The sequence below is a fragment of the Belliella baltica DSM 15883 genome (assembly GCF_000265405.1).
Classification (GTDB): Bacteria; Bacteroidota; Bacteroidia; order Cytophagales; family Cyclobacteriaceae; genus Belliella; species Belliella baltica.
Genome location: NC_018010.1, coordinates 1,136,190 through 1,158,387 on the forward strand (window position 1 = coordinate 1,136,190; position 22,198 = coordinate 1,158,387).

Annotated in this window: 21 protein-coding genes; 14 read left to right on the top strand and 7 right to left on the bottom strand. The window is 36.5% G+C overall.

Translation table 11 applies throughout. From position 1 onward, the window contains the following. Window positions 1–105 precede the first annotated feature (105 nt). The 10 genes from BELBA_RS05295 to BELBA_RS05345 all read left to right on the top strand — a co-directional run bounded on the left by BELBA_RS05295 (window position 106) and on the right by BELBA_RS05345 (window position 10,122). Complete coding sequence (locus BELBA_RS05295; protein ID WP_014771722.1) at window positions 106–1,029, top strand: hypothetical protein; 924 nt, start codon at window positions 106–108, stop codon at window positions 1,027–1,029. Window positions 1,030–1,110: 81 nt separating this feature from the next. Beyond that, on the top strand, window positions 1,111–1,536 hold the full coding sequence (locus BELBA_RS05300; protein WP_014771723.1) for a hypothetical protein: 426 nt from the start codon (window positions 1,111–1,113) through the stop codon (window positions 1,534–1,536). A 266-nt stretch (window positions 1,537–1,802) separates the two neighbouring features. Next, window positions 1,803–2,069, top strand: coding sequence for a transposase (locus tag BELBA_RS05310; RefSeq protein ID WP_014771625.1), 267 nt, complete (start codon window positions 1,803–1,805; stop codon window positions 2,067–2,069). Window positions 2,070–2,101: 32 nt separating this feature from the next. Beyond that, a complete protein-coding gene (locus BELBA_RS05315) occupies window positions 2,102–2,878 on the top strand; it encodes an IS3 family transposase (protein ID WP_041779522.1) in 777 nt (258 codons plus the stop codon). 473 nt (window positions 2,879–3,351) lie between these two features. Beyond that, window positions 3,352–4,734: an STY4851/ECs_5259 family protein gene (locus tag BELBA_RS05320; protein ID WP_014771725.1), complete on the top strand. Its 1,383-nt coding sequence runs from the start codon at window positions 3,352–3,354 to the stop codon at window positions 4,732–4,734. Between the two features lie 132 nt (window positions 4,735–4,866). Then, entirely contained in the window at window positions 4,867–6,309 is a 1,443-nt protein-coding gene (gene tnpC / locus BELBA_RS05325) for an IS66 family transposase (protein WP_245531063.1), read from the top strand. A gap of 14 nt (window positions 6,310–6,323) precedes the next feature. Continuing rightward, window positions 6,324–6,929, top strand: a complete 606-nt coding sequence (locus BELBA_RS05330; protein ID WP_014771726.1) for a cyclic nucleotide-binding domain-containing protein — start codon at window positions 6,324–6,326, stop codon at window positions 6,927–6,929. Between the two features lie 292 nt (window positions 6,930–7,221). Continuing rightward, window positions 7,222–8,805 (top strand): terpene synthase family protein, encoded by a 1,584-nt coding sequence (locus BELBA_RS05335; protein WP_014771727.1) that lies wholly within the window; start codon window positions 7,222–7,224, stop codon window positions 8,803–8,805. 98 nt (window positions 8,806–8,903) lie between these two features. Beyond that, window positions 8,904–9,746: an RteC domain-containing protein gene (locus tag BELBA_RS19030; protein WP_014771728.1), complete on the top strand. Its 843-nt coding sequence runs from the start codon at window positions 8,904–8,906 to the stop codon at window positions 9,744–9,746. A 34-nt stretch (window positions 9,747–9,780) separates the two neighbouring features. Beyond that, the gene (locus tag BELBA_RS05345; RefSeq protein ID WP_014771729.1) at window positions 9,781–10,122 is read left to right on the top strand and encodes a nuclear transport factor 2 family protein; all 342 of its coding nucleotides are present in this window, start codon (window positions 9,781–9,783) and stop codon (window positions 10,120–10,122) included. A gap of 97 nt (window positions 10,123–10,219) precedes the next feature. On the opposite strand, the gene BELBA_RS05350 is transcribed toward BELBA_RS05345, so the two are convergent. From BELBA_RS05350 to BELBA_RS05360, 3 genes are read right to left on the bottom strand one after another with little or no spacing between them, the layout of a single operon-like run. Beyond that, window positions 10,220–10,768 (bottom strand): hypothetical protein, encoded by a 549-nt coding sequence (locus BELBA_RS05350; RefSeq protein ID WP_014771730.1) that lies wholly within the window; start codon window positions 10,766–10,768, stop codon window positions 10,220–10,222. Window positions 10,769–10,797: 29 nt separating this feature from the next. Beyond that, entirely contained in the window at window positions 10,798–12,093 is a 1,296-nt protein-coding gene (locus tag BELBA_RS05355) for an outer membrane protein assembly factor BamB family protein (protein WP_014771731.1), read from the bottom strand. Next, the gene (locus BELBA_RS05360; RefSeq protein ID WP_014771732.1) at window positions 12,090–12,755 is read right to left on the bottom strand and encodes a hypothetical protein; all 666 of its coding nucleotides are present in this window, start codon (window positions 12,753–12,755) and stop codon (window positions 12,090–12,092) included. Before BELBA_RS05360 ends, BELBA_RS05355 begins: the two co-directional genes overlap by 4 nt. Window positions 12,756–12,873: 118 nt before the next feature. Between BELBA_RS05360 and tnpC (BELBA_RS05365) the strand changes: the two genes are divergently transcribed. Continuing rightward, the gene (gene tnpC / locus BELBA_RS05365; RefSeq protein WP_245531138.1) at window positions 12,874–14,316 is read left to right on the top strand and encodes an IS66 family transposase; all 1,443 of its coding nucleotides are present in this window, start codon (window positions 12,874–12,876) and stop codon (window positions 14,314–14,316) included. On the opposite strand, the gene BELBA_RS05370 is transcribed toward tnpC (BELBA_RS05365), so the two are convergent. Both BELBA_RS05370 and BELBA_RS05375 read right to left on the bottom strand, forming a co-directional pair. After that, window positions 14,317–14,997, bottom strand: coding sequence for an alpha/beta hydrolase (locus BELBA_RS05370; protein WP_157466058.1), 681 nt, complete (start codon window positions 14,995–14,997; stop codon window positions 14,317–14,319). Window positions 14,998–15,004: 7 nt separating this feature from the next. Further along, the gene (locus tag BELBA_RS05375) at window positions 15,005–15,880 is read right to left on the bottom strand and encodes a hypothetical protein (protein WP_014771735.1); all 876 of its coding nucleotides are present in this window, start codon (window positions 15,878–15,880) and stop codon (window positions 15,005–15,007) included. Window positions 15,881–16,284: 404 nt separating this feature from the next. On the opposite strand from BELBA_RS05375, the gene BELBA_RS05380 reads away from it, so the two are divergent. Beyond that, window positions 16,285–17,490, top strand: coding sequence for an IS256 family transposase (locus tag BELBA_RS05380; RefSeq protein ID WP_014771736.1), 1,206 nt, complete (start codon window positions 16,285–16,287; stop codon window positions 17,488–17,490). 69 nt (window positions 17,491–17,559) lie between these two features. On the opposite strand, the gene BELBA_RS05385 is transcribed toward BELBA_RS05380, so the two are convergent. Both BELBA_RS05385 and BELBA_RS05390 read right to left on the bottom strand, forming a co-directional pair. Further along, on the bottom strand, window positions 17,560–18,336 hold the full coding sequence (locus tag BELBA_RS05385; RefSeq protein WP_041779522.1) for an IS3 family transposase: 777 nt from the start codon (window positions 18,334–18,336) through the stop codon (window positions 17,560–17,562). Window positions 18,337–18,368: 32 nt separating this feature from the next. After that, window positions 18,369–18,635, bottom strand: coding sequence for a transposase (locus BELBA_RS05390; RefSeq protein WP_014771625.1), 267 nt, complete (start codon window positions 18,633–18,635; stop codon window positions 18,369–18,371). Between the two features lie 83 nt (window positions 18,636–18,718). Here BELBA_RS05390 and BELBA_RS05395 point away from each other — a divergent pair, with 83 nt between their 5' ends. Next, complete coding sequence (locus BELBA_RS05395; protein WP_014771524.1) at window positions 18,719–19,555, top strand: IS3 family transposase; 837 nt, start codon at window positions 18,719–18,721, stop codon at window positions 19,553–19,555. Between the two features lie 143 nt (window positions 19,556–19,698). Continuing rightward, a complete protein-coding gene (locus BELBA_RS05400; protein ID WP_014771737.1) occupies window positions 19,699–22,197 on the top strand; it encodes a helicase-related protein in 2,499 nt (832 codons plus the stop codon). Window position 22,198: the final 1 nt, after the last annotated feature.

The following is a 22,198-nucleotide window of genomic DNA, read 5'->3' on the forward strand; positions in this document are numbered from 1 at the left end:
TGGAATCTTAGCTCTTTTGCAAGCTTGCATTTTATCAAAAGAAAAAGCTATCACCTTTACCTTTGTTGCTCTATTTAAATATCAATACATCCAAACTTTAATCTCATGTCAGACGCTGAAAATATAAATGTTTATGCTTACCTCACACCACATCCTCTAGACGACGAGAGTCACTTAGAAGAAGAATGGATAGATTGGCTACCAGGATACATCAAGGGCGAAACTGACGAGGAACAACCCTCACAGTATCATGATGAGAACATTGCATTATATGATAGGATTGAAGAGCTTTCAACAAAAGTATTTCGTGCGGCACTAACCCGAATGTTTCCTCTATTGAAAGATTTTCATTTCAAAAACATTCAGATCTCAATAGATTACCTCAATTATTTCAATTCAACTGCATTAGCTGGATATGACCATCAGGCTTCCAATCCAGCCAAAGGAATCTATGTTTTCCATATCAATCAAAGACTTCTAAATCGTTATCTCCATCTTTTGGAAGGGAACCAAAACGCCATACCCAATATGAGTATCTGGGAGCATGAAATCATTCACATGATAGATCACTGGCAATTGATCCAAGCTTCAGCATTTAGTAATTCAGACATCCCAACTAATAATTTGCTGTATTATCAATTAAAATATAGAGAGGAAGGGATTGCTAATTTGTTTGATTTATTGGATGGTAAATTGGACGGAATCAAATCTATAAAAGAGGCCAAAGAAAAGTTTAAAGTCAACTATACATCCGCAAAAGCTCAGCTTGAGGGCTTGAGTAAATCTACTGATCAAATCAGAAGCAGCATTTACGCTGGCTTTGATTTCTACGAAATTGGCCCATGGCTGATAGTGGATATGCTGATGGAGTTTCTCTGTGGCTATGAGTTTGAAGACCCAGAGACATTAGAGCAGAGAATAGCGAGTGGGGTTGTAATACCAGATGATATTAAATTCAACCTATTCGAGCTAGCATTAAAGATTGATAATGAATGGTTTTTAGGTAAGTTGGAATTAGAGGAAAGCTGAAAAAGTTTTGTATAATATTATGTAAAGCGCTTCTTTAAGATAATGTTAATTGTAGATACTGCCAAAATTTTATAAAGTATTATGAAAAAAGACAAAAATAGATTTCCAGATCAATCCGAGTTAGGTTATCTCAACCTTTCTGAACACGGTGATTTTTTTTTAAAAGACATTATTGATAATCCTCAAGCGACAGATATGGATGAAATTCCTGGTGCTATTGGTAAGTTTGGTCTTGAAGCGAGCAACCCAATACCAATTCATGGGGTACCAAATTCAAGAATTTATCTTGATAATCTCAGATTGCGTAACGGAAGCCCCACCTCCTACGAGCGAATGGGCTCCATGTCAAACCCTTCCATAGAGATGCCAATAGATAAGTACAAAATCTATGATGAAACAGGTAAGGAAATCACTACCATTTTTATTTCTCCCTATCATTTAAAATGCTCCGAAAAAGCTCCTGAAGGGTTTATGATCCTTGATCAATTGATGAAAAAGTTACTTTAAAATGGAAGAATATAGACCTTCTTCAAATAGGAATAAAAAATTAAGATTGATTTCTTATATTCTTTCAAAAAAATATATAATAACAATTCCTCTGCTTTTGCTTCAAATGGATCATCCTATAAACCAAATTAAATATTCCAAAGCGGGTACTTATAGTTTCAAGTTTAGTAATTTAAAATTGGATTTGGAGAATAATGAGGTAAAGGGCTGCTTTTTTGCGACAAGTTAAAAATAGAGTTTTAACTTTATAAATAGCAAAAAAGAGTATGAAAAAGTCAAAGTTTACAGAAGCACAGATCTTGAAAGTGCTAAAAACCCAAGAGGAGGGAAAAAAGGTAAGTGAGATCTGCCGCGAGTTCGGTATTTCAGAGCCAACATTTTACAATTGGAAGAGCCGATATGGCGGAATGACATTGTCTGAGCTACAGCGCGTTAAAGAGCTGGAGGCTGAAAATGCACGCTTAAAGCGGTTAGTTGCAGATTTATCTTTAGACAACCAAGTGCTTAAAGAGATTAACTCAAAAAAGTGGTAACGTCTTATCAAAAGGAGCAATGCTTAACTTTTGTGCAAGAAGTTTTTCCTAAGTTAAGTTATGCTAAGACGTGTAAGTTGGTTAGTTGCTCAAGAACAAATAAGTATTACAAAAAAGTAATGCCTGAGAAGGATGTCGTGGTTAAAGAGGCTATTTCAAGTGTGATTGGTACGAGTCGATTAGGGCGAAGAAAAGTAATTGTAAAAGTGCAAAAGAAGTATCCGGGTATTGGAGCAGCAAAAATCAGACGTGTTTACGAAAAGGAAGGTTTTTCACTGTATAAGCGAATGAAGAAAAGACGCATTGATAATCCTGCAAATCCGATTGAAGTACCATTAGCTGCAAATGTAGAATGGGCAATGGATTTCATGTCTGATTCACTGGCAAGTGGTAAAAAGTTCAGAACACTCAATATTGTCGATCAATACAATCGAAAATGCCTAGAAATAGGCATAAACTACTCACTTCCATCAAGAAAAGTGATTGAAATCTTAGAAAGAACCATTATTGAGCACGGAAAACCTTTAGGAATTAGAACCGACAATGGACCAGAGTTTACATCGTGTTTATTTCAAATCTGGCTAGACAAAAACGATATAGAGTGGATAAAAATCCAGAAAGGGAAGCCACAACAGAACGCTATCGTTGAGCGATTTAACAGGACTTACCGCGAAGACATTCTTGATGCTAACTTATTCTTTTCATTGGATCATGTCTATGAAGTAACTCAACCCTGGAAAGAAGATTACAACCAAGAAAGACCCCACGAGTCCCTGAACTATTGTACACCAAATGAATACGCGGCATGATGTGGGTTTTTGAAGGCATAGCACTCGGAAAATGGGTAAAAAGAAAGACGTCCAACAATCGAACGCCTCCCTTTCATTTTCGTCGGTCAATTTATCCCTGATGAGTTGCTCCCCAGCAGAGCTCATTTCCGTTTCAATTGAACAGTTCAAATTTCAATTTAATCAACTATATTTACAAACTGTCGAAAAAAGCAACCACTTACCATGAAATTTTACTTTAATTTTTGACTGTATACTATAACTTTTAGTGTTAAGGTGATTTAAAAAATACCCGGTACTGGGTATTTTATACTTGTATTTTTGGGCGTAGCTTGTTAAAAATTAAAATAGTCGACCCAATTAGACTAAAAAATCAAATAATGCTCTAAAGGAATAGTAATTATAAACATCGGGCTTTTTAAAATAAACATTAATGCGCACGACAACTGCGCAAAGTTTAATTTCCTTCGCAAGGATAAATAAAAAAATCATTTATGGGAAACGTCAAAAACTTTATGGACTTCATTACTCGATTCCTTGAAAAAAGAAAACTTAAGGAGCCTGACGGAAGACCTTTGTACGAGTATAAAATATCCAATGGCAGGTACCAGGCTCTGAAAGCTTTGTTAAAAGAAAATTGGGAAGATAGTCAAGAGTGCAATGCATGTTTTGTTTTATATTCTGTTGAATTTTTAAGATCAGAATCTAGCGAGGGGCATTTAAATTGGGATTGTATTTTTGACTCAATTGGAAAAGGGAATTTAAACTTTCCAGCATCTAGGTCTAGAATTGTTGAGAATGGATTTAAATACTGGAAAAGGGAAATTTTTCAAGGTCAAAATAGAGAGTTTTTGGAAACGCTTAGGTTCGAATCTGGACTGCCAAACTCTTCTCTCCATGATAATAATAATCTATCATCTTTGATTAAATCCACTTTTCAACTTGTAGAGAGTTACAGACTAAGTGAAGACGAACTAATACCTTTCATAGAAGATAGGATTGATAAATATCCAATTCCAATGGTTTTGAGACAGGAAAATTTTTATGGACTGGTAACGAAACTGTGTTTCAAATTTTTAGAATTCAAAGAAAAATATGAACTAGCGAGCAAAAGTAATCCAACTGAATATTTGCAGAATCATCGGACTAATTGGAGAGCCGAAATGCCTCTGAAAATTGAAGGGGATCGAATGAATGAATTCTTCAACAAGATAATTTCAGATATTTCTAAGTTGGAGAAAATTGAACCCTTGGCTTTACGTTTCGAGACTATCTTAACGGAAATTAATGGAGAATTTATCATTAAAACTCTCCTGTCAATTCCTAAAGGGGTTTATAGCCACGAAGCTTTTGGTTTAAAAGAAGATGAGTTTGATACACTTCCTGGATATTTCTCTTTAAATATTGAAGTGGAGGGGAAGATTAAATCCTTGACTAGTTTCACCAAGATTAATTGTGGGAAAATATCGGCTAGAGGGTTGGATGGATTTATACTTCCTTTTGATGTAATTAATAAGGAATGGGTTCTGACTTTTTCATCTGAAAACATGGAATTGAGAGTAGAATCAGAGATAGCAAAATATTTTAAGGTTCAATCTAGTGAGCCTCTAGTTTTTATAGAAGAAAATAATGGCAAATGGGTTTTTAAGGGGGCTGCTCCTTTGAAGATCAAGGAATTAGTTTGTCGAGTTTTAATTGATGAATCTTTATATTCAATTGAAAATCTTGAACTTCAAAAAGTTGGAAAAATAGTAGAGGGATTGACAGTTTATCAAGTGGACTCCGATTGTTTAATCAATGATATTAATAATCAATCAGCTTTTTGGGTAAAATTAGCTCAAGAGGCCGATAATAATAAAATACTTGATTTTTCGTAACTACTCAGGTACATTATTTACTGACCGATATTCAAGTATTTGGAGTCTTGTTGCCCTCTGTGGTGTATTGATGCGTATTTGTATGTGAATGTACGAAAATCAGCTTTAAAGTTGGTTTATCCACATTTTTTTGTGGGGAAAAACAGCGTGGATTATTGGTATTCATGGGATTATGTGCTGATATTCAGGAAACATTTCTATAGTATATTGGACCACAGGGATACGCTTATTCAGGAACTGATCAAGATGAACCTCCAGCTTATGGAGCAGGTCAAGTCTTTAAAATCTAGGGTATCCGATTTGGAAAATGAGCTTGCCCGTTACCGTAATCCCAAAAACAGCCGCAACAGCTCGGTTCCCCCTTCAAAAGACGAGAACCGCCCCAAAAAAAATCAGAGTCTCCGTCAGGATACAGGGCGCAAAACCGGCGGTCAGCCTGGACACAAAGGCCATACCCTTGAAATGACATCCTCCCCGGACATAATAGAAAACCACATCCCTTTATTCTGTACCTGCTGTGGTGGTGATCTGTCGGCGGTTCCAGCAGAACTGTCCTCCAAAAGACAGGTCCTGGATCTTCCTGTGATTAAAGTGGTATGTACCGAGCATAGAATCTTTTCCAAAAACTGTTCCTGTGGAGAAAAGATCAGTGGGTCATTCCCTGACAATATCAATGCCCCCATACAGTACGGGAGCGGTGTTGAAACCATTGTCGGTTATCTGCATGCCAGACAGTATGTTCCCTATAGAAGGATGAAAGAACTTCTCAGGGACTGCTTCGGTATTAATCTCAGCGAGGGGAGTATCGATAACATTATCGGTAGGTTTGCCCGCAAGTCTGCACCAATATATGCAAAGATAAAGACGGCAGTCTCTAAAAGTCCTGTGATAGGAGCTGACGAGACTGGGGCTAAAGTGGATGGAAACAAACAGTGGGTCTGGACTTATCAGACCGAGGAACTCACCCTGTTAGCTATATCTGAATCACGTGGACTTAAGGCGATGAATACACATTTTCCCGATGGGTTCGGAAAGGCAGTATTGTGCCACGATGCATGGAGGGCATACTTCAACTATTCGGAAAACCTGCACCAGCTCTGTTGTGCACATCTGCTTAGGGAGCTCAACTACATTGTTGAACGCTATAAATCTAAATGGGCTGACAGCCTTAGGGCCCTGTTCAGGGAAGCTATCTCACTGAAGAGAAAACTCAAAAAACTACCAGATCCAGAGAATAGCAGGAGTATTGCTTCCATTGAAGAGAAGATGGATAACCTACTCGCCCAACCTGTAGAGTCAAAACATAAAGAAGCAGTATCCCTACAAAAAAGACTCCTGAAATACAGAAAGTCACTTTTTACTTTTCTCTATCACCAAAAAGTACCACCGGATAACAATGCCTCTGAAAGAGCCATACGCAACATCAAGGTGAAACAAAAAATATCAGGACAGTTCAAATCCAACAATGGAGCTGAAAACTTCTGTGTTATAAGATCCGTCGTGGATACCCTGATCAAACGTTCGGGAAATATCTTAGAAAATCTAAATCATATAGCTAATTTACAACCTGAGTAGTTACGGATGCTTTAATGGAAAAGGAATTTTTGGAAGAAATCAAGAAATTCTGTACCAACATATCCAATCACTTTCCCAATAGCAGGCTACCTATGAAGAAGCTCCCTTGGATTGCTTTGAAGAATCATTTGCATGATAAAAGTTATCCTCCAGGTGAAGAACTCAAATCTTCATTGGAAAGGGAAAGGAAAAGTAGGATGATATTAGAAGGGTTGGTAGTTGCCTATGAATTGATAGGGGAACTGGATTGGAAAATATACAGAGTTTATGAAGAAGGGGATATTGTTGTGGACTTGGACTCACTCAGGTCAGGGAATCCCTCTGCCATCAGGTTTCAGGCTTATACAAAAGTGAGATTAGCAGAACTTTCCAATAAGAATGAATTGCTTCTCCTTAAAAAACATCCTAGTATGAATCAACTTTCTGCATTGATTAATCAATTTATGTATAGTAGAGAAGCAGCTTTTGCAAAACTATTAAGCATGTCTAACTTTGAGAAATACAACACTTTTTTGATCAATTATAGGAAAACTGCAAAGACTCTCAAAGTTCAAGAAATGGCAGAATTACTCAATTTCAGTATTTCTACTTTTAAAAGGCTGAGAAAACGGAAGGACTGAAATTTACTCGATGACTTAAACAGTGGTGTTCCAATCCTGATTTAGGTTATATGTAATTTAATTTTGCTTTAAATTTATATTTTATTGTATTTTGTTTATTTAAATAGGGGGTTAATGTCTCTTATTTGATTTTATCATATAAAAAAAATTAAATTAATTTGACTTTTTCAATTTCTTGATTTTAAATTTATAGTAGGCCTTCTGTTTTTCTAGTCTTATCAGGGTGAGAAGGGTTTGACTTTCCCTATGGACATTCTAAAGTTCAATTATTCAATTATTTAATGTTAAAATTATGGAGAAGGAAAAAATGATGCTTGATTTAAAAGCCAAGCTAGACTGTTTAGCTGTAGTAAATGTTGAAGCTTACCAAAAGCTGATGGAATTCATGGAATTTAAAGCCTTCAAAAAAGGAGACCTGATTCGGAAAGCCGGTGAGCAAGAACATTATTCCTACTATCTTTTTGAGGGAGTCTTGGCATTTGAGAAGAATGAAAGGATGGTAAGGCTATTTTTTGAAGACCAGGTTGTTTTTGATTTACATGCCTACCAATCTGGCCTGCCAAGCCAATACAGTATTGTTGCACTCAAAGATGGAATCATGTCTCGACTCTCTCACAATGATGAATTGGAGGTGTTGAATAAACTCCCTGAATTCAATAACCTATCTCAGGCTTTGCAGCAAAAAGCAAAAAATGCAGATGACCTTTGGGTTCTGATTTCTCAAAAGCACTATAGAGATGCTTATGCTTTACTCAATAGATACTTCAAAGGATTTTTTAGAGAACTTACACCGGACCAGCTCGCCCAGTTGTTTAACTTGGACAAGAGGACGATCAGCAGACACAATAAATACCTACATCAAATCAAAGAATTACCTGTTGCCAAAGTCAAAATGGGGGAGATCCTGACTTATGACTTCTTTTCTTCTTTGCACTTGGATGCGAAGTTGATCACAGACAAAGTTGTCGCATGGCTCAAGAACCAAAAGCTACTCACAAACTCCAATCAAATCAGGAAATTTAGAGAGAACAAAATGACTTACCTCGCAGCCAGGCTATATCCGGAAGCTTCTCCTCAAAAAAGTATTTGGATAGGAAAATTGTATGCATGGCTTTTCCTCATGGATGATTACACTGACAAGTTGCCCAAAGGGAAAAAGTTGAACTTTTGGGCCATAATGGGAGATGAGGTAGGGAATATCATGGATCCTTACTATCAGGCACCGTTAGTAAATCAAAATGTATTTATAAGCGCTTTTGAAGATTTGTGGAAAGCTTTTTCAAATTTGAATGCAGAATGGTTTAGAGCACATTTGAGAAATGAAATGCTTGCCTATTTGGTGAGTAACCTTTGGGAAGCTAGGAATAGAGATTTTGATAGAATACCTCCTCTGGAAGAATACTTAGCTAAAAGACCCTATTTCTCTGGGGGAAGGATGGCTTTGGAGTTGATTCCTTTATGTCTTGCTGGAGATCCTGAAGATGTAAAATGGTCCTGGGAAAAATTGGAAACACTTAGAAAGCTTGCAGCTGAATTGATTTTTATCAGCAATGATATTCTTTCTTATCATAAAGAGGCTGAAATCAATGATTTTCACAACTGGATAGCGTTGTTGATGGAGCATCAGCAGTTGAGTAGAAATGAAGCCATGGACGAGTTACTTCAAAGACATGATCAAGTACTCCATACTTTTGAATCCAAAATCAAACTTTACACAGGGAATTACAGACCTGAAGAAGCTTTGATGCTTACCTTAATCAAAAATCTTAAGTTCCAGGTAAGTGGAGCCGTAACTTGGTCTGTGGAGGATACCAAGCGCTATCTTCCTGAAAAAGAAAAATTGGATGAGCCAGTGAGGTTAAAAAGACTTGCTTAGCCAAGTTGTAAGTTTTGTTTTGTTATCGGTTCAATCCTGCTATCGGTGAATTGATTTTCAGATCATAAATAAACAGGTTTAATTTAAAGCAGAAAATTATGTTGAGGGAACACGCTAAAGATTTGATTTCAAATCTTGAACAGGAAATTAGTATGCTGACATTAGAGGACAGCAATAGATTACAACAACTGGAAAAGGCCTTTCATTTAGCCGAAAAGGCAGTAATATCCATGAGATCCTATTTGGACACCTATAAATTTCAATCTGAAGAAGAAGAAATCTCTTTTTTCAAACTGATCAATCCGCTCTTGCTCAAAGAAGCATTTTATTATGCAGAACTCTTTGCAGTTGAATCCAATAAACCGCTAGGGAGTAATAAAAAAATCAGGTCTTACTATAGTAAAGCCATCAGAAGGATAGTCAAGATGCTCGGGAAACATAAACATTTGTATAATTATGTCAACCTAAACGAAAGCAAGTTCGATCACTTTTACTTTCTGAGAAATTCAGAAAATAATCTGAAACAACCAACAGGAGAACTCCTGTATATGGATACAAAATATGTCACTTTACAGAGCTATAACTTGGGTAAAATTTATGCTTGGATTCAAGTAGTTGAACAATTACAGGAGGATATTTTACTGCTTGATGGACAACAGGGAATCAGTACTTCAGTAAAACAAGGATTAACTTGGACTGCACCAAAAGTGCAGCTAATAGAATTGATTTATGCACTCAAAGCATCAGGAGTTTTCAACAATGGAAATGCAGATATCAAACAGATAGCAAATGCTTTAGGATGTCTTTTTGATAAAAAACTGACCGACTATTACAGGACTTTCCAAGAGATTAGAGGAAGGAAAAAAAGCCGAACTGTCTTCTTGGATATCATGCAAGAAAGACTCGTGAAATGGATGGAAGAAGGGGAGGGGCTCAATTGAAGAAGTGTGCCTAATCAATAAAAAACAAAAGAATATGAAATCAAAAATTATAATAATTGTAATTGTCATTTTAGCGTTTAGCGCTTGCAAAAGTGCTCCTGAAAAAGCTGCAAAGAATTTCACAGAAAATTTATTTACAGGGAAAATTGAAGAGGCTAAAAAGTATGCGACTGAATCCACGGTATTTATGTTGGATTTAGGTTTGAGTACAGGAGCAATACCCCTTGATCCTAATTTTAAATTCAAAATGGTAAATGATTCTATAGTTCAAAAACAGGCTTGGGTCACTTTTATTGATCATAAAGGCAACAAAGACAAACTGATGTTAGTCAAAATTGACTCTAAATGGCTGGTGCATTTAGATTTTAGTATGTAGTTAGAAAAAAATAATATTTAGAGAGAATTTAGGTTATAGTCAGATTGGATTTCTCCATTCTGACTATAATCATTTAAGTTATTATTTTGGAATTATACTACATAATTTGAAATAAAAAGCTTAACACATTACCCTGAACAAAATCTTTAGTTCCCCAAGTATATGTTAAGGGTATAAATTTCACACTAAATTTTTCAGAATATACATAAGAAAAGGAAAGTCCCGTTTCGAGCCCCAATCTGTAAAAATTGACTGGCTCTTCATCAAAGACTACACCACCAGACCTGAGGCCAGTAGCCCAAATAAAAGAAGGACCAACAAATGGAGAAATTTTAATCTTTTTTGTAGAGACAATATCATAATTAATATGAGTTGCAAGTGATACCGTGGTGTAGAATTCTGGTAAAAATTCTAGATATTGTTTATCTGTTAACAAATTTCCTTGTAAAGTAGGTGTTAAAGAAATCCTATCTTTAAGATAAATTTGACGCTGAATAATTGCTCCAAAGCCCCTATATTCTTCGAGTGCTGAAGGACTAAATTGACTGATTACTCTAGACCCACCAAGATAAACTTGAGAATATGAGTTTTGGCTCAAAGAGATAAAGATTATAAAAATCGATAAGGTTTTTAAGATTTTAATCATTGCTATATTTTATAAGATAAAATTATTATTTAACGTTCTGTTTTAAAACAATATGTATTGAGAAAACTACTAACTATTAATTTCCCAGGTTTGTTATCTTTAGAGGGAATTACTGCCATACTACCAAAACTTGAGAAAACTTCTTCATCTGGACTTGAGATTTTCCACAACCTCTTTCCAGTATTCAAATCAAAAGCATTTAAATACCCGGTTCCTCTGTCTACAAAATAAAGAATATCACGATAAATATGAATGTTCTCGGCATGACCTCCTTCTTCTTTCCTTTCCCAAATAGTTTTTCCTGTTTCAGGGTCTATTTTCATCACTCGTGCATATGGACCAGCGTAATTGATTGCTATTAATTCATTTTTATAGTTTTCAAAAGTAAAAATTCCATCACCATTAAAAATATCAAAATCATTTTTTATCCACTTTATTTCTCCAGTGTTCTTATCGATTCCATAGAATGTTGCATTACTGTTTAGAACAATAATATTTCCAAATAACACTGGTCTAGCATTGACATGAGAATAACTTATTTCTCCAATTTTTAATTTCTCAATAATATATTTTTTCTGGGTAAGGTTATAAGAAGAAAAATAATTAACTATCTGATTTTGATAAATGTCAACAAATTCAGTAAAACCAAAACTAATAATTAAATCACCAAATTCCTCGTAAAGTAAAACTTCTCCAACAAATCCATATGCTTCTTGAAAGTTTTGAATTGAGTCTAATTCGGGAATTAGAACAGTTTGCCAATCAGAAGTATAAGCCTGACCTTCAATGATTTGCGGAATATGAAAATTGTTGTCTAATCTACCGAATCCATAGTAATAATTTTCACCATAAACCTTTAGCCCATGAGTAATATCCATACCTCTTCTTTCATCAGTCCAAACAGTCTTTCCGTTTGAGATATCAATGCACATATAATACAATCCATCACTTAAAAGAAGTAAATTATCTTTTTGATTTATGCCATATTCACTTCTGTTAAATGACGCTACAGGCCATTCACCTAGAAACTCATTCCAACGCCATTTTTCACGACCTGTATCGAGATCGAGTGCAAGTAACAAATCCTCATTTTCACCTGAGTTTCCAGCCACAACAACATGATTGTCATAAACAGCAGCACCTACCCCAGGCCAAATTAACTTTCCATTTCCTGAATTATGTTCCCAAATGGGTTCTTTGCCGATAATTAAGCCTTCAGAATCTGTTTTTACCCTTTCGACAAAATCATCCTCAAAATTGCAAGAAAAAAGAAAAATCAGTCCACAAATAATTTTTATGGACTGATTTAAGGTTCTTTTAATCATCTTCTACTTGTTTGAAAGAAAGCTCCATGATTTCCATCAAAAACATTTCTTAATAAAAGGTTTGTATTTGGATGTATACCCATTTCCAAATGATTAGCTCCTGTTAGACGTAATTCGCTTCCACCCCAATTTGACAATTGACCTACTTGTGAAGATTTTTTGATAAATCCATCACTAGACTGATTAACCCAAATTTGATATGTAAATGTTTGATATTCCCATCTGCAATCGTCACAATATAAATCAAAGCAATCATCTCCAGCATATGGGGCAAATTCCAAAGGATTTCTTCCATTACAAACATAAACAGGCTCTGTAACTGAGATTGTCTGTAATTCACTCGCTCCGATTAGCCTGTTCCATGCAACCTCCCAACCTCTAACTAAATAATCGTTACCTGCATTCCATGCATCTCTTTCCCTCCTTCTTCGGTCTCTGCATGAACTATTGCAGAAAGGCCATCCACCAATGGTAATTCCATCAGCTGCACTTTTATAAGCAATTGCAACCTGATTATAAGAGCCTAGTAATAAATTTGTGAAATTTGTATCGAATGTTATTGTTGATAAGAATAGTCTTAAATGTGAAGGGCTTGTAACCTCTCCAAAAACTTTCAGTTTTGGGCGATTAGAATTAAAATTACTGTAACTACTCAGGTACATTATTTACTGACCAATATTCAAGTATTTGGAGTCTTGTTGCCCTCTGTGGTGTATTGATGCGTATTTGTATGTGAATGTACGAAAATCAGCTTTAAAGTTGGTTTATCCACATTTTTTTGTGGGGAAAAACAGCGTGGATTATTGGTATTCATGGGATTATGTGCTGATATTCAGGAAACATTTCTATAGTATATTGGACCACAGGGATACGCTTATTCAGGAACTGATCAAGATGAACCTCCAGCTTATGGAGCAGGTCAAGTCTTTAAAATCTAGGGTATCCGATTTGGAAAATGAGCTTGCCCGTTACCGTAATCCCAAAAACAGCCGCAACAGCTCGGTTCCCCCTTCAAAAGACGAGAACCGCCCCAAAAAAAATCAGAGTCTCCGTCAGGATACAGGGCGCAAAACCGGCGGTCAGCCTGGACACAAAGGCCATACCCTTGAAATGACATCCTCCCCGGACATAATAGAAAACCACATCCCTTTATTCTGTACCTGCTGTGGTGGTGATCTGTCGGCGGTTCCAGCAGAACTGTCCTCCAAAAGACAGGTCCTGGATCTTCCTGTGATTAAAGTGGTATGTACCGAGCATAGAATCTTTTCCAAAAACTGTTCCTGTGGAGAAAAGATCAGTGGGTCATTCCCTGACAATATCAATGCCCCCATACAGTACGGGAGCGGTGTTGAAACCATTGTCGGTTATCTGCATGCCAGACAGTATGTTCCCTATAGAAGGATGAAAGAACTTCTCAGGGACTGCTTCGGTATTAATCTCAGCGAGGGGAGTATCGATAACATTATCGGTAGGTTTGCCCGCAAGTCTGCACCAATATATGCAAAGATAAAGACGGCAGTCTCTAAAAGTCCTGTGATAGGAGCTGACGAGACTGGGGCTAAAGTGGATGGAAACAAACAGTGGGTCTGGACTTATCAGACCGAGGAACTCACCCTGTTAGCTATATCTGAATCACGTGGACTTAAGGCGATGAATACACATTTTCCCGATGGGTTCGGAAAGGCAGTATTGTGCCACGATGCATGGAGGGCGTACTTCAACTATTCGGAAAATCTGCACCAGCTTTGTTGTGCACATCTGCTTAGGGAGCTCAACTACATTGTTGAACGCTATAAATCTAAATGGGCTGACAGCCTTAGGGCCCTGTTCAGGGAAGCTATCTCACTAAAGAGAAAACTCAAAAAACTACCGGATACAGAGAATAGCAGGAGTATTGCTTCCATTGAAGAGAAGATGGATAACCTACTCGCCCAACCTGTAGAGTCAAAACATAAAGAAGCAGTATCCCTACAAAAAAGACTCCTGAAATACAGAAAGTCACTTTTTACTTTTCTCTATCACCAAAAAGTACCACCGGATAACAATGCCTCTGAAAGAGCCATACGCAACATCAAGGTGAAACAAAAAATATCAGGACAGTTCAAATCCAACAATGGAGCTGAAAACTTCTGTGTTATAAGATCCGTCGTGGATACCCTGATCAAACGTTCGGGAAATATCTTAGAAAATCTAAATCATATAGCTAATTTACAACCTGAGTAGTTACAAATTACTTATTGAATTAAAATAATTACTGTTTTCTGCCAAATCTTGAATTGTTTGATCATTGGGATCATAGATATCTAAAATTGTTTGCTCAAAACCTTCAGTTAGATCATTAGTAACATCAAGCACAGGTCGTGAAGCTATTGATCTTATTAATATACTAGTGATCCCTTTACCTCCTTTGAAAACGTCATTAACAGTATCTCGGAATTTTTGCCAAACATTACGAGTTGACGATGCAATAGGTCCTCTTCTTAGGTTATCTACACTCTGTGTAACAAATTGATTTATAGGAGTCCCTTGAATTACGCCATTTGCAATTCTTGCACCGTCTAAAGGAGCTCCAAAAGTAATGAAACCTCCAAAAGAATTTGGATTTTGTTTATCAATCTCTCTTAATGCGACACCACCTAAACTATGCCCTATACCTATTGATTGATTTCCCTGAATTCCAATAGAAGAATTCCTAATTCTATTTGCATAATTTATAACCCCCTCGTTAGTTGGAAAGGAAAATCCTGTAGATCTAACTCTGAAATCTCTTTGCGACCTAGAATATTCGTCATTCCAAAAGTCACCGTTACTGTTTAATCCATGAGCCCAAAGAATATTCCTTTCTTGCCCAAATGATGCTAATGATATGAGAATCATAACTGTTGTAAGTAATAAATTTTTCATATTCATTTTATTTACTTATTTGAAATTTAAAATCATTAATAAAAATATCAGAATATTCTAAATAGAATATATCATAGGCTTCTGAGTATTGTTTGTTTCTAAAATGTGAAGATTTCATATAATGGGTACCATCTTCAGTTAAACCGTAAAAATTTACTTCTAGATCTTTTAGTTCGTCTGTCTGAGTATAACCTTCTATTCGTGTAACTACACCTTTATCTTTGTTTAAATAAATTTTTTCTTTAACTACTTCAAAGCTGTAAGAATCTGTTTTAAAGTTTGTACCCGTTTCCTTAGTCACTTCAATGGTTTTTTCATTTAATTCCCTTGCAACATTGCCTTCACTTATTTTTTTTATGAAATAACTAGCACTTGCGTCTGGATTACTAAAAGAACTTAGAAGAAGACTTGAAAGGTCTTCTAGACTAATTTCATTGTCTGTAAGATTAATATATTTATCATCATAAGTATCTGTATGAATAATATTTTCATTTTTATCGAATCCCTGAATTATTCCATTGCTATACCTTAGTTTTGATAGTTGACTAAATTCCTCAGATGGAACAAATTTGTCAGCAGGATAATCAGAATTACTAGGTAAAAATTCAACAACCTTTCCAAATGTTAAATCATTGTAGATTTCAACATAAACCTTTTTTCTTTCAGACTTTGGTTCTTGAAGATATGTTAAGCCATATTCAACAGCGTCATTGTTTGAAAAGTCTGCTTTTCTAAACGTTTCTTCAATATAGTTTAACTTCGCTAAAACTGGCTTATCACCAAGTTCCCCTCTAAAGAGATTTTCTTTATCTCCATAAATATCAGATTCCATAGAACATGATAGTAACGTGAAAAATGAACAATAAATTAAAATTTTTTTCATAATTAATTAAATTTTAGAATGATGAAAATACTATTATATGGTAAGTGGTTGCTTTTTTCGACAGTTTGTAAATATAGTTGATTAAATTGAAATTTGAACTGTTCAATTGAAACGGAAATGAGCTCTGCTGGGGAGCAACTCATCAGGGATAAATTGACCGACGAAAATGAAAGGGAGGCGTTCGATTGTTGGACGTCTTTCTTTTTACCCATTTTCCGAGTGCTATGCGGGACTATGACAAAAACTGTGTAAGTTGGTTTAGCTACTTACGAAGTTAAAGTTATACCTCGAAATTCTCTGTGTGATTTAGAAGAAATCGCACAGAGAATTTGAGGAACCCGCGGTAGGCGAATACCCGATCTGTGTGTGGACAATTTCTTACCTTTAACACACAGATTGCAAAAATGAAAAAAGAAGATCTATTAAATGATGATTTCCTCAAGCAGTTCAAGACTGCAGGGGAGCTCAATTCCTTTCTTCAACAGCTTCAGAAAAGAGCTGTCGAGAAAATGCTTGAAGGCGAGTTAGATGCCCATCTTGGTTATGAAAAGCATCAGAACTCCGATAATTCCAATTCAAGAAATGGCCATTCCAGCAAAACCATAAAGAACTCCTTTGGAGAAGCTGAAATCAAAGTCCCAAGAGACCGGGACGGCAGCTTTGAGCCTGCCCTTGTGCCCAAACGCAAAAGGATGGCAGAGGGCGTTGAAAACGTGATCATATCCATGTATGCTAAGGGAATGTCAAACCAGGACATCGAAGAGCAGATCCGGGAGCTTTATGACATCAATGTATCCACTTCCACCATCTCAAGGGTTACCAGTGCCGTAGCGGAGGATATTGTTGCATGGAGAAACAGGCCACTTGACCCTGTATACCTGATCGTTTGGATGGATGGTATATCCTTCAAAGTCAGGGAGAACTCCAAAGTAGTTAATAAGACCGTTTATATTGCTGTTGGCCTCAGAACTAATGGCCTCAAAGAGATACTCGGCCTTTGGCTTGGTAAGAATGAATCTTCCGCTTTTTGGATGGGGGTACTCACTGACCTGAAAGCCAGAGGGGTTGAAGATATTCTCATAACAGCAACTGATAACCTGAACGGGTTTACTGATACAATAAAGGCCTCCTTCCCTCAGTCCGTCACCCAGATATGTGTTGTCCATCAGATCAGAAATGCATGTAGATATGTCGTATGGAAAGACCGTAAGGCCTTTACAAGGGATATGAAGGAAATTTATACTGCCCCTACCAAGGAGGCTGCATGGGCTGCTCTTAACGATTTTGCCAAAAAATGGGACTCAAAATACTCCTATGCCATCAAAAGCTGGAGGGACAACTGGGACGAACTCACCGCCTTCTTCGATTACCCCGCTGAAATCCGTAAAATCATCTATACCACCAACCTGATTGAAAACCTGAATGGAAAGATCAGAAAATACACCAAAAACAAGCTCTCTTTTCCAACAGATGATGCTGTTATGAAGTCTGTTTTCCTCGCTGCAAGAGAAGCATCGAAAAAATGGACTATGCCCATTCGGGACTGGGGCACTATTCTTAACAGTTTCCTGCTTATATTTGGTGATAGGGTCAGGCTTCTTGAAACCTGACCATAAAATCATAATTTAAAGTTTACACACTTATCGGGATAGTGTCTGCTATGCCTTCAAAAACCCACATCATGCCGCGTATTCATTTGGTGTACAATAGTTCAGGGACTCGTGGGGTCTTTCTTGGTTGTAATCTTCTTTCCAGGGTTGAGTTACTTCATAGACATGATCCAATGAAAAGAATAAGTTAGCATCAAGAATGTCTTCGCGGTAAGTCCTGTTAAATCGCTCAACGATAGCGTTCTGTTGTGGCTTCCCTTTCTGGATTTTTATCCACTCTATATCGTTTTTGTCTAGCCAGATTTGAAATAAACACGATGTAAACTCTGGTCCATTGTCGGTTCTAATTCCTAAAGGTTTTCCGTGCTCAATAATGGTTCTTTCTAAGATTTCAATCACTTTTCTTGATGGAAGTGAGTAGTTTATGCCTATTTCTAGGCATTTTCGATTGTATTGATCGACAATATTGAGTGTTCTGAACTTTTTACCACTTGCCAGTGAATCAGACATGAAATCCATTGCCCATTCTACATTTGCAGCTAATGGTACTTCAATCGGATTTGCAGGATTATCAATGCGTCTTTTCTTCATTCGCTTATACAGTGAAAAACCTTCCTTTTCGTAAACACGTCTGATTTTTGCTGCTCCAATACCCGGATACTTCTTTTGCACTTTTACAATTACTTTTCTTCGCCCTAATCGACTCGTACCAATCACACTTGAAATAGCCTCTTTAACCACGACATCCTTCTCAGGCATTACTTTTTTGTAATACTTATTTGTTCTTGAGCAACTAACCAACTTACACGTCTTAGCATAACTTAACTTAGGAAAAACTTCTTGCACAAAAGTTAAGCATTGCTCCTTTTGATAAGACGTTACCACTTTTTTGAGTTAATCTCTTTAAGCACTTGGTTGTCTAAAGATAAATCTGCAACTAACCGCTTTAAGCGTGCATTTTCAGCCTCCAGCTCTTTAACGCGCTGTAGCTCAGACAATGTCATTCCGCCATATCGGCTCTTCCAATTGTAAAATGTTGGCTCTGAAATACCGAACTCGCGGCAGATCTCACTTACCTTTTTTCCCTCCTCTTGGGTTTTTAGCACTTTCAAGATCTGTGCTTCTGTAAACTTTGACTTTTTCATACTCTTTTTTGCTATTTATAAAGTTAAAACTCTATTTTTAACTTGTCGCAAAAAAGCAGCCCTTTACCCAAGAAACTGGGGATATGAAAGACCGGACGACATTGGTTTGTTCCGATTATAAGGGGCTTTCTATAAGGAAACAGTGTGAAGTATTGGAGGTTCCCCGAAGCAGTCTATATTACAAACCAAAAGGGGAAAACGAGATCAATCTGAAACTGATGGGAATCATGGACAGGCATCTTACCGATCACCCTACTGAAGGCGTTGTGTCGATGGTCTATCTGTTGACAGGACTGGGCTTCGTTGTCGGCCCAAAGCGCATCAGGAGGCTTTTCAGGCTGATGGGCAGGGAAACCCTTTACAGGAGGAAGAACCTTACCAAATCCGGTTTGCGTGAATATATCAGGCCTTATCTTCTCAGGAACTTAAAGATTGAAAGGCCCAACCAAGTGTGGGTAACCGATATCACCTACATTCCGATGCAGAAGGGGTTTATGTTCCTGACCGCAGTCATGGATGTTTACAGCAGAAGGATACTGTCATGGGGTATATCCAACAGTCAGGACGCCAAATGGTGTAAGCAGGTAATCGAAGAGGCCATCAGAGAAAATGGTAAGCCAGAGATAGTCAATTCCGATCAGGGAAGCCAGTACACATCAGCCTTATGGATCAATTACCTTGAAGGGCTGGATATCAAAGTATCAATGGACGGAAAGGGAAGGGCTTTGGACAATGTATATATTGAAAGGTTCTGGAAGTCGATCAAGTATGATTACATCTATCTGAACCCAAGCGAGGACGGTTATGACCTGCTCAAAGGTGTCAAATGGTATATTGAATATTACAACCAAAAGGTTCATCATACCACTAGGGAGAAGCCTGGGGAAAGATATTATGGGCCAACCCGAAAAGCAGCATAAAGTAAAAGTTAGTTGTCCTATTTCCCAAGGGTACCCTTGGGAAATAGGACAACTAAAGAAGTATTAACAAATAAATAAATTAACTTAGCAACTGATACTTTTGGTCCAACAAATGGGGAGTGTTATAGGAGGATTATAAACGAATGAAAGAAAACATTACTATTTTTCTTTCAGGACAAATAAACAAAGACAAGCTTGATTCTTTTCGCTTGATGAATGCAGCTATGTTTATGCAGTTGTGGCATTCTGTTAAAACGAAACAAGATGAAGTTAATTCATTTATGAATGGTGAAGCATTTGAACATTTTAATTTTTCCTTTTATAAAGAAATAGCAGACGATAAATTATTTTCAAAAACAGAATCTGCTGGCTGGAGAGCCTTTCAGCTTGCCTTTATTCTGTTAAACTTAGATGGTATATTTAAACTAGAAGACGATGCAGATTGGGATAAAAGAAACAATTGGGTTGATTTAGTATGGTTTCCAACAGGTGGTGGTAAGACTGAGGCTTATCTCGGATTAATTGCTCTCACAATAATCAACAGAAGAAAAGAGTTCAAAGAAAAAGGTGGTGGTACGGCTGCAATAATGCGATATACGCTTCGATTATTAACAATGCAACAGTTTCAAAGAGCAAGTTTAGTAATAATGGCTTTGGAATTAATTAGAAGATGGGGCAATTACGAATTAGGTGATGAGCCAGTAAATATTGGTTTATGGGTTGGTGATAATTCTTTGCCAAATAAAATTGACGATTTAATTATTGAATATGAAAATCTTAAGAATGGAAGAAGTAACAAAATTCCTTTTTCATCTTGTCCCTGGTGTAACTCAAGATTGAACCCAATTCCAACAGGTGCAAGAGTAACAGATGTAAATGATACATATAACTTTAATAGAGTTCATCTTTATTGTGATAATCTTAAATGCAACTTTTCAGAACCTGATTTTTTTGAATACGATAATCTTAGGGGAGCTATTCCTTTAAATTTATGTGATGAAACCATTTATCAACATCCTCCAGCCTTACTTTTCGGAACAGTTGACAAATTTGCTCAATTGGCCCATAAGGTTAATGGAACAAACAATGGAAGAAATGCTGACTCAAGAAGAATATTTGGAACTGGTAATTGGGAGAAAGGAAAACCTAAAGATGGATACTTACCTCCTGATTTAATTATACAAGATGAACTTCACTTACTTTTAGGCCCACTTGGGTCAGCAGTAGCATTATTTGAATCTGCTGTTGATCAACTATGCACAAGAGAAGATGGAACAAGACCTAAAATTATTTCATCAACAGCTACGACAAGAAATACACAATTACAAATTGCAGCACTTTTTGATAGAAAAGTCAATCTATTCCCAAAGTCAGGGGTTGAGTGCGATGATTCATTCTTTGCATTTTATCGAAGAACGTTTAAAAGTATTGCTGACAAAACTCCAGAATATCTTTCCAAAAGAAAATACATTGGTGTTTTACCTACAGGAAGAACACAGATTTGGATGCAAATGAGATTGGCTGCAATCATAATGACTCATAGAGCCATTTTTGAATTGAAGGAGTTGGGTGAAAAGCATCCGATTGAATTTGATGCATACAATGATTTTGAAAAGGCAATGGATTATTATCATACGACAATATCCTATTTCAACAGTCTTAAAGAAGTTGGAAAAACTCAATCTCAAGTTCAAACATATATTTTGAAGGAATTGAGAAGAGTATTTTCAAGAGTTGTAAGGCCTCAAAAATTAATGCATTCTATTTACACTTATGGACCAATACAAGAGTCTGAATTAACTGGAAGACTTTCAGGTGAAGAAGTTAAAAATGAATTAAAAAATGTTGAAACTAAATGGAATGCTAAAAAACGTTTCGCAAGCAATGAAAATAATAAATTGATTAGAGGTAAAGTTCCTCCAGAATTCGTTGTCGCAACAAATATGATTTCAGTTGGAATTGACGTATCAAGATTCAATACTATTATTATGAACTCTATGCCAAGGAATACTGCTGAATATATTCAGGCAAGTAGTCGTGTTGCTAGAAATGATTATGGAGTTGTAATAACCGTTCATCATCCATTCAGGGCAAGAGATATTTCTCACTATGAAAAATTCATTGAGTTCCACGAAAAAATGTATAGCTACGTTGAACCAATTTCTATAACTCCATTTACACAAAAAGCTGTGGAAAGGTATATGGGTTTGTATTTAGCAACAATTATTCGACACACCACAAGATTTACGGAAAGGGTTTCGGCTAGTGATATTTCATCAATTACTGAAGCTGAACTTTCAAATATAGTTTCAGATCTGACGAGCTATTTTGAAGAAAGAAAAATAAGAATGTCTGGTTATGACAATTTAATAAGCAACTTATTAAAACAGGAGAATATTGTACAAATTAAAAGTTGGATTGAAGAGGCGTTTTCAGAATGGAAAGAAGAATCAAATAAGAATTTGGCAGACAACAAAACATTTGTGTTCAATAACAAATCGGCTAGGTCAACACCACCACAGGAGCAACTCTATGTTGATATAGAGGAATATGAAGGAAACATTCATAGTAAAAAATGGCAAGTACCAATGTCCTTGAGAGTTATTGAACCAGAAGCCGCTATCAAAATAAATTCTCTATAAA

Bases quoted from the DNA above. Each gene is read 5' to 3' on its own strand.
- BELBA_RS05295 (WP_014771722.1), top strand. From the start codon at position 106: ATGTCAGACGCTGAAAATATAAATGTTTATGCTTACCTCACACCACAT.
- BELBA_RS05300 (WP_014771723.1), top strand. From the start codon at position 1,111: ATGAAAAAAGACAAAAATAGATTTCCAGATCAATCCGAGTTAGGTTAT.
- BELBA_RS05310 (WP_014771625.1), top strand. From the start codon at position 1,803: ATGAAAAAGTCAAAGTTTACAGAAGCACAGATCTTGAAAGTGCTAAAA.
- BELBA_RS05320 (WP_014771725.1), top strand. From the start codon at position 3,352: ATGGGAAACGTCAAAAACTTTATGGACTTCATTACTCGATTCCTTGAA.
- BELBA_RS05330 (WP_014771726.1), top strand. From the start codon at position 6,324: ATGGAAAAGGAATTTTTGGAAGAAATCAAGAAATTCTGTACCAACATA.
- BELBA_RS05335 (WP_014771727.1), top strand. From the start codon at position 7,222: ATGGAGAAGGAAAAAATGATGCTTGATTTAAAAGCCAAGCTAGACTGT.
- BELBA_RS19030 (WP_014771728.1), top strand. From the start codon at position 8,904: ATGTTGAGGGAACACGCTAAAGATTTGATTTCAAATCTTGAACAGGAA.
- BELBA_RS05345 (WP_014771729.1), top strand. From the start codon at position 9,781: ATGAAATCAAAAATTATAATAATTGTAATTGTCATTTTAGCGTTTAGC.
- BELBA_RS05350 (WP_014771730.1), bottom strand. From the start codon at position 10,768: ATGATTAAAATCTTAAAAACCTTATCGATTTTTATAATCTTTATCTCT.
- BELBA_RS05355 (WP_014771731.1), bottom strand. From the start codon at position 12,093: ATGATTAAAAGAACCTTAAATCAGTCCATAAAAATTATTTGTGGACTG.
- BELBA_RS05360 (WP_014771732.1), bottom strand. From the start codon at position 12,755: ATGTACCTGAGTAGTTACAGTAATTTTAATTCTAATCGCCCAAAACTG.
- BELBA_RS05370 (WP_157466058.1), bottom strand. From the start codon at position 14,997: ATGAAAAATTTATTACTTACAACAGTTATGATTCTCATATCATTAGCA.
- BELBA_RS05375 (WP_014771735.1), bottom strand. From the start codon at position 15,880: ATGAAAAAAATTTTAATTTATTGTTCATTTTTCACGTTACTATCATGT.
- BELBA_RS05380 (WP_014771736.1), top strand. From the start codon at position 16,285: ATGAAAAAAGAAGATCTATTAAATGATGATTTCCTCAAGCAGTTCAAG.
- BELBA_RS05390 (WP_014771625.1), bottom strand. From the start codon at position 18,635: ATGAAAAAGTCAAAGTTTACAGAAGCACAGATCTTGAAAGTGCTAAAA.
- BELBA_RS05395 (WP_014771524.1), top strand. From the start codon at position 18,719: ATGAAAGACCGGACGACATTGGTTTGTTCCGATTATAAGGGGCTTTCT.
- BELBA_RS05400 (WP_014771737.1), top strand. From the start codon at position 19,699: ATGAAAGAAAACATTACTATTTTTCTTTCAGGACAAATAAACAAAGAC.